The organism is Endozoicomonas sp. (genome assembly GCF_031844845.1).
Taxonomy (GTDB): Bacteria; Pseudomonadota; Gammaproteobacteria; order Pseudomonadales; family Endozoicomonadaceae; genus Endozoicomonas.
In genome coordinates, this window is sequence record NZ_JAVRMB020000224.1 from 1 (window position 1) to 7633 (window position 7633).

Consider the following 7633-nt stretch of genomic DNA (forward strand, 5'->3'; position numbering starts at 1 on the left):
TGAGATTGTTCCGGTTTGAGGCATGAAACTATTGGCGGGGTCTTCCGCATACAGGCGGACTTCGATGGCGTGCCCGTGAGTGGTAATTTGATCTTGCGTAAGGGGTAATTTCTCACCGGCAGCGATTCTTAACTGCCATTCCACAAGATCCAGATTGGAGACCAGCTCTGTTACGGGGTGTTCCACCTGCAGCCGTGTATTCATTTCCAGAAAGTAAAACTCATTCTCCCCGGTCAGCAGAAACTCTACGGTGCCAGCACCCACATAATCACAGGCCTTTGCCGCAGAGATGGCTGCCTGTCCCATGGATTCCCTTAGCCCGGCAGTCATTGCCGGGGATGGCGCTTCTTCAATAACCTTCTGGTGGCGTCGCTGCATGCTGCAATCACGTTCACCTAAATGAATGGTGTTGCCATGGGTGTCAGCAAAGATCTGTATTTCGATATGGCGCACTGAAGTCAGGGCTTTTTCAAGGATCAACTCATCACTGCCAAAGGCGTTGGCAGCTTCAGAGCGGGCGGACTTGATAGCACTGCCCAGCTCTGACGCATCATTCACGATACGCATTCCCCGACCACCACCACCCGCGGAGGCTTTAACCATAATGGGATAGCCAATGCCCTTTGCCGCTTCGATAAGCACCGTATCACTTTGATCCTTTCCCTCATAACCAGGAACACAGGACACGTTTGCTGCGAGCATGGCCTCTTTCGCTGTACGCTTACTGCCCATTAGCTTAATGGCTGTTGAGTCAGGGCCAATAAAGACCAGGCCATGCTCACTGCAGGCATGGGCAAAATCACTGTTTTCGGATAAGAAACCGTATCCCGGGTGAATGGCATCACTTTCTGTTATCCGGGCCGCATGAAGGATTTTGTCGGTATTTAAATAACTATCGCTGGCCTGGCCTGCGCCAAGGCACACTGCTTCATCAGCCAGCTGGACATGGGGAGCATCACAGTCAGGCTCAGAATAAACAGCAACTGTCCGATATCCCAGGGACTTCGCAGAGGCAATAATACGCTGGGCAATTTCACCACGGTTGGCCACTAACACTTTATGAAACATGTTTACCCCTGGTTTTTGGTCATATGCTTGCCAATGATTCCGAGCATAATTTCATCGGCGCCACCGCCAATGGAACCCAGACGATTATCCCGATAGAAGCGGCTCACCACGTTATCCCACATAAAACCCATGCCTCCCCAGTACTGCAGACAGGAATCACTGACTTCCCTGGAAAGACGACCCGACTTTAATTTGGCCATGGAGGCAAGCTGTGTGACATCGTCACCCTGGCTATATTGCTCACAGGCCTGATAGATAAGCGCACGCAGGGCTTCAACTTCCGTTTGCAACTCTGCCAGACGGAACAGGATGGACTGATTGGCAATCAGGGGTTTACCAAAGGCATTGCGCTCTCTGGTGTAGGTGAGAGTGTCGTTTATGCAGATTTCCATTCCTTTAATCGACATGGCAGCTACGTATAAACGCTCTTCCTGGAATTGCTGCATTTGCATAACAAACCCGGCACCTTCACGACCGATCAAATTCTTCTGGGGAACGCGGACGTTATCAAAGAAAATCTGGGCAGTGTCAGAGCTGCGCATGCCTAACTTATTGAGCTTTTCAGAAAAGGAGATTCCAGGAGTATCTGTGGGGACGACAATTAATGATTTGTTTTTGTGGGGAGGCTCGTCTGAGGTATTGGCTAACAGGCAAATAAAGTCAGCCTGTGTCGCATTGGTGATCCACATCTTGCTGCCATTGATAATGTAGTCATCACCCTCTTTGACGGCCGTCGTTTTTATGGCAGCAACATCGCTGCCCGCACCGGGTTCACTGACCCCGATACAGGCCACCATATCACCAGCAATGGCCGGAGCCAGGTATGTATCACGGACATAATCACTGCCAAATCGTGCCAGGGCAGGGGTGGCCATGTTGCTCTGTACACCGATAGCCATTGGGATACCACCGCAGCGAATGGCACCAAATTCTTCTGCGGCCAGCATTTCATAGGTGTAATCGAGTCCCATGCCACCGTTTTTTACCGGTTTGCTGATGCCTAACAGGCCTAAATCACCCATCTTTTTAAAGAGGGATTTGGCGGGAAAGATGCCGGATTCTTCCCAGCTTTCCACATGGGGATTGATCTCTTTTTCGACAAAGTTGGCGATGGTGCGTTTTAGCTCCAGATGTTCCTGAGTAAGTATCATGACGGTTCCTGATTTATTCTTATAACGACAGGCCACAGATTAAAAACGTGCGACACCGAATGTGTTGTTGTGCAGTTGCCTATGCTTTGCCTGCCAGCATATATCGAGCAAGTTAGATAGCAGCTCACGGGTATCCCGGGGATCAATCAGGCCATCGTCCCACAGGCGGGCGGTGCCAAAGGTGGCCGTTGATCCTGCATTCAGTTTGGCTGCAGTCACGGCTTCCATTTGTTCAAGCTGTGACAGGTCGGGTTCCTGTCCCATTTTCCGCATCTTTTCTTCACTGACGATGCGTAATACTTTTCCTGCCTGCTCACCACCCATGACTGCCGTTCTGGCATTGGGCCATGAGAAAATAAATCGCGGGTCCAGACCTCGGCCACACATGGCATAGTTGCCAGCACCGTAGGAACCGCCGATCAAAATAGATAGCTTTGGCACGCTGGCATTGGCCACCGCCTGAATCAGTTTTGAACCATGTTTGATAATGCCGCTTTGCTCTGCATCCGTACCCACCATAAATCCGGTGGTGTTATGCAGGAATAACAGGGTTCGATGACTCTGTTCACAGAGTTGAATAAACTGCGCGGCCTTGTTGGCACCTTTGGCAGTTATTGGTCCATTGTTGCCTATAATGCCAACGCTATGTCCATCAATATAGGCAAAACCGCAGACGGTCTGCAGGTCAAAATCACTCTTGAAGTCGCTGAATGCAGAATCATCAACCAGTCGGGCAATCACTTCCCGTACGTCATAGGGTTTCTTGCTATCACAGGGGATAATGCCGAGTAGTTCGTCGGCGTTATAGCGAGGTGGTTTTACCGGTTGTTTTTCCGGCAAAATCAACTGTTCATTCCAGCCAAGGCTCTGGGTGATATCGCGGGCAATAGCGATCCCTTGGTAATCATTTTGAGCCAGATAATCGGCAGTCCCGGCTTGATACACATGAACATCACTGCCACCGAGCTCTTCATCGGTAGCAATTTCTCCTGTTGCAGCCTTCAGCAAAGGCGGTCCTGCTAAAAACATGTTGGTTTGATTTTTTACGGCGACAACATAATCCGATAAACCGGGCTGGTACGCGCCTCCTGCCGTGGCATTACCGTGAACCACAGTAATTTGTGGAATGCCGGCTTTGGATAAACGGGCCTGGTTAGCAAAAGCCCGTGCACCGGGTACAAAAATGTCAGTGGCATAGGTTAAATTGGCACCACCACTTTCAGCGAGGGTGATTAAGGGTAATTTGTTTTCACGGGCGATTTCCTGCAGGCGCAGGGTTTTATCCAGCCCCGTGGGGGATATGGTTCCCCCTTTTATGGCGCTGTTATTAACCTGCAACATACAGCGCACACCACTGACAAAACCAATGCCGGCAATGAGGCCTCCACCTGCGGTTGAACCATCTTTGTCATCGTGCATCTTGTAGCCCGCCAATGAACTCAGCTCAATAAAGCCGGAGCCGGGATCGAGCAATAATGCCAGACGTTCACGGGGCAGGAGCTTGCCTTTGCTGTGGAATTTATCCTTGGCGCTATTGGCCTTTTCAAATGTTGCCTGTTCAAGTCCACGAAACTGCTCAATGGCAGATAACATGGCGTTTCGATTATCGTTGAACTCCTGTCCATGCAGGTCAATTTGAGACTCAATGATCCTCACTCTGATTCCCCCGCAACCTGTTCATACAGACTTTTATTGATAGGAATGGATATCGACAGTAGTTGTTGGGCAAGGGCTTTTCCCTGAGGGTCGATACGCAAACTGGCCATGCCTCCGCCGCCAAGGCAGTGAGTGATGACGATATTAATACTTTTCATTTTCGGTAGCTGATAGCGGGTAACTTCACTTCTGTCGCTTAGTAGATGAGCAAAATAATTTGCGACGTGATCGGGCGTTAATGCTTTTTCAATATACGGCAGATAACGTTTGTCCCGTGCAATAATGCCAATGTTGCAATGATTGCCTTTGTCACCGCTGCGTCCCAGGGCCAGCTTCACTAATGGCACAGTAAATTCAGGAAGTTCACCTAATGGGGTGGGTAAGGGGTTTTCATTCCATACACTTTCAGGGGTACTTATTATCTGGCCTGAATCTACGTAAGCGATTTGTGGGCTTTTCTCTTCGGTATTGATGAGGCTGTAGACAGGCAAAACATCGGCTTTGTCCATTAAAAATGAGAAGAGGCAAATGCGTGGGCTTGCTTTAGGGCGTCCTCCCACTAAACCCGTAATACCTGGTGCCATTGCGGTAGCCGCCTGGGCAATTTCTGATCCAAATAGTCGAAGCGCGTTTTTATCCTGGTGTGATACTGCGATTTTCACGACGACTTCACGGGGCTGGTTTTCCATTGCCTGAGCGCCATAAGTGACCTCGGTTCCTAATACTTCAATATTGACATCATTGAAGTCATCCAGGCCTTTAAGGTTTAGTAGTCCACGGACTCGTTTAATAATCGCATCTGCAACCACCTGACCCTTTTCACCAGCATCAATCCCCCCAATCATAAAAGTGGCGTTTGAACGATATCCGTCCATATACGTCGCGCTGACTTTATATTGAGTTGAACATGGTCGGCCTCTGGCGCCAGTCACTCGTACCTGATCAATACCCGTTTGTTCAAGAGATACCTGACTGAAGTCGCAGGTTACATCGGGCAGTAAATAGTCTTCCGGGTTGCCAATTTCATAAAGAATCTGTTCAGCGATGGTATCGCAACTTACCAAACCGCCAGTGCCGGAACATTTACTCACAACGAATAAACCATCTTCGCTGCATTCGACGATGGGAAAGCCCATATTGGCATAGCCATCTTTAACCAGATGCCAGTCGGTAAAGTTGCCTCCGGTGGCCTGAGTGCCACACTCAATCACATGGCCTGCCAATGAGCCTTGAGCCAGTTTGTCATAATCCTGCCAGCCCCAGTCAAACTCATGCACCAATGGTCCAAGCACCACAGCACTGTCTACGACCCGGCCTGTGATAACAATATCCGCGCCAGCGGCCAGGGCTGCTGTGATGGATGGTGCTCCTAAATAGGCATTCACGCTGGTGAAGTGATCGGGTAATGGCTCGCCACTGAACATATCCACTACGTTCTGGGTTTCTGGATCATGGTTTTGTGGTTGATCAGTCCGGAAGGTTTTGGTCAGGTTGTCTCCCTCAACCACGGCGATGATCAGATCAAGGCCTGAGTTGGCCACCACTTCTGCCAGTGCTTCAGCACAACCCCTGGCATTGATACCGCCGGCATTACTGCAGACCTTGATACCCTGAGACTTTATCTCACCAAGCAGGGGTTTCAATGTGGTGATGAAATCCGGAGCAAAGCCAGCTGATGGATTCTTCAGTTGTGCACCGGCCATGATGGAGAGGGTCAGTTCCGCAAGGTAATCAAAAACCAGGTAATCCAGTTGACCACCGTAAACTAGCTGATGGGCCGCGCTGCTGGTGTCACCCCAGAATGCAGAGGCGCAACCTAATCGGACTTTCTTTTTTGATGTCATGGGTGAATTCATAGGTGGTTGTTGTTATTGTTTGCGTGAAGGTTACCAAGCAAGTGATTGGTTGGGAAGTGGCGTTATAGAAAATACCCGTCCTACTCGCGAAGGAGATTGTCGCAAAATCCGGGAATCTCGTTCCCACGCTTTTAGGTCCTGTGGGACCTCGTGGTAATGCATACGGAGCTGGCCGCACGCCTCAGGGCGGGTGCAATTAAAAGTGTCTCATAGCACTATCATACAGCAGCCTGCCAATAAGAATCCCAGCCACCGTTCGCCCTTAATGTTCTCAGGCTCAACATACTAAAAGCATTCTCGGGTTTCCACCAGGCTCCGGGGAGCTTCAATCGAGTTTGTACTACAGAACGATTAGAACTTTCGATCTCTCCCGACCCTATGGGCAAATTAGAGGATTCTGCTCCAGAATAATCAAATTGTCCAGGACGATTCCTGATGTAACGATGGCATTCTTCCGATTTGTTCGCTTCCTTTCCTGGCTTCCCGTTACGGTACGGCTCAAGCTCTGATAATACACTAGCACCGTTGTTTGTTTTCATCCTTGTTTTTTGCTGTTCAACCCATTTTTTGCACGTCTTTTCATCATTACCAACACACTCGCTGGCGGCTTCTGCCAAATATTCGCAAAGATGATAAAAATCCACCAGAAAAGTGCCCTGATCTGCAAATATACGATCCGTCTGATTGGCGATCCATTTGGCTCCATCACTGACACAATGTATGGATGATTTAAGCCCTTGCTCAATAGCACAGCTCAGCCACTGATCTCCTGCTTCATCAGGCCCCCCCATAACCACACGATGTCGCTTATTTGTCATGCCCTGTTCATAAACCAGACAGAGCTTCGCTTCCTGCCATTCGAGCTTTCGTGTCTTGCGTTTATCACCTTTCGCTTGTTCATCCACCAGGACACCGGAATCATGCTGCCATCGATTTCACCAATCAGCTGCTTGCCTTCTCCCACACACTCTTGTCGGCTTTGCAACGATTCGGCGGCTTCTTTTTTCATGTTGCGGGCATGGTGCAGAGCGATTGCCTGAGCAGACGATTCAGGGATGTTAGTATCGTAGTGTTCTTTCATTTTTTGGGTAACAGTTGCAAAAGAAGCATCAGCCGCAAAATCAACGATCCTGCGCTGCAACGGAAGGGAATAATCTCGACAGTGAATATGGGCAGCTTCGCTAAAAGGACGCACACGGTGCCCGCTGACACCAAGGCAACGCTCTGATAGTTCTATTTTTTCGTAGGTGCTCAACCAATAGGTGTTTTTTTTTCGAGCCATGGCTTCCGGGTGATGCTTACGGGCGTCCTGGAAATTTTGATTTTCTTTGTGGGCTCCCCATTCAGTGAGCAGTTCATTTCCCATTCCTCTGAGATGTTTAATAACGGCGTCTTCAGCCTGGTCAGCTCGATCAAGATGTCCTGATTCAGCTTCGACAACATCCATGAGTTCAGAGATTCTTTTTTCTGGTTGCGGGTGTTGAGCAAGTCTTTCGGATAAGGATCTTGAGCATGACATGGCAGTTGAACCTGTGACAATAAGACTCTGATGATTATGTACGATATTTGGGAAATTGCTGCCCGGGGTACACTTTTAATTGCACCCCCAAACGAGGCCGAAACGAACTGGCCAAAGGTGGCCACCAGAGCATCACCACCATCGAGTTGCCGCTGACCGATACCAATACCAACCCCGGGTTAATTGAGCCAGTGATGCTGGTGGAGGTGCAGGACACTACCGGTAGTTGGTATGGCCTCAGCCTATCAATTCGTATTAGTTCAGGCGACTCATTCGGTGGTGTAATTCAAATTGTTGAATTCGAAAGGCATTTTTTATAACTATTTCATGTCTGCCATTGAACTAAATGGAGTACGTTAAGTAGGTGAAAGTTTGCTTTCGTA

Annotated in this window: 6 protein-coding genes; all 6 read right to left on the reverse strand. The window is 49.3% G+C overall.

Annotation, left to right across the window (positions count from 1 at the left end; genetic code table 11):
* Window positions 1–1068, reverse strand: a 1068-nt coding sequence (locus tag RM811_RS11790) for an acetyl/propionyl/methylcrotonyl-CoA carboxylase subunit alpha (protein ID WP_402524368.1), incomplete at its 3' end; no start/stop codon positions are given.
* Between the two features lie 2 nt (window positions 1069–1070).
* Window positions 1071–2219, reverse strand: coding sequence for an acyl-CoA dehydrogenase family protein (locus tag RM811_RS11795; RefSeq protein WP_402524371.1), 1149 nt, complete (start codon window positions 2217–2219; stop codon window positions 1071–1073).
* Window positions 2220–2258: 39 nt separating this feature from the next.
* Window positions 2259–3875 (reverse strand): acyl-CoA carboxylase subunit beta, encoded by a 1617-nt coding sequence (locus RM811_RS11800; RefSeq protein ID WP_402524373.1) that lies wholly within the window; start codon window positions 3873–3875, stop codon window positions 2259–2261.
* The gene (locus tag RM811_RS11805) at window positions 3872–5719 is read right to left on the reverse strand and encodes an acyclic terpene utilization AtuA family protein (protein WP_402524376.1); all 1848 of its coding nucleotides are present in this window, start codon (window positions 5717–5719) and stop codon (window positions 3872–3874) included. Before RM811_RS11805 ends, RM811_RS11800 begins: the two co-directional genes overlap by 4 nt.
* Before the next feature lie 230 nt (window positions 5720–5949).
* On the reverse strand, window positions 5950–6549 hold the full coding sequence (locus tag RM811_RS11810) for a UPF0236 family transposase-like protein (RefSeq protein WP_402524379.1): 600 nt from the start codon (window positions 6547–6549) through the stop codon (window positions 5950–5952).
* Window positions 6546–7178: a hypothetical protein gene (locus tag RM811_RS11815; protein ID WP_402524382.1), complete on the reverse strand. Its 633-nt coding sequence runs from the start codon at window positions 7176–7178 to the stop codon at window positions 6546–6548. Before RM811_RS11815 ends, RM811_RS11810 begins: the two co-directional genes overlap by 4 nt.
* Between the last annotated feature and the right edge of the window lie 455 nt (window positions 7179–7633).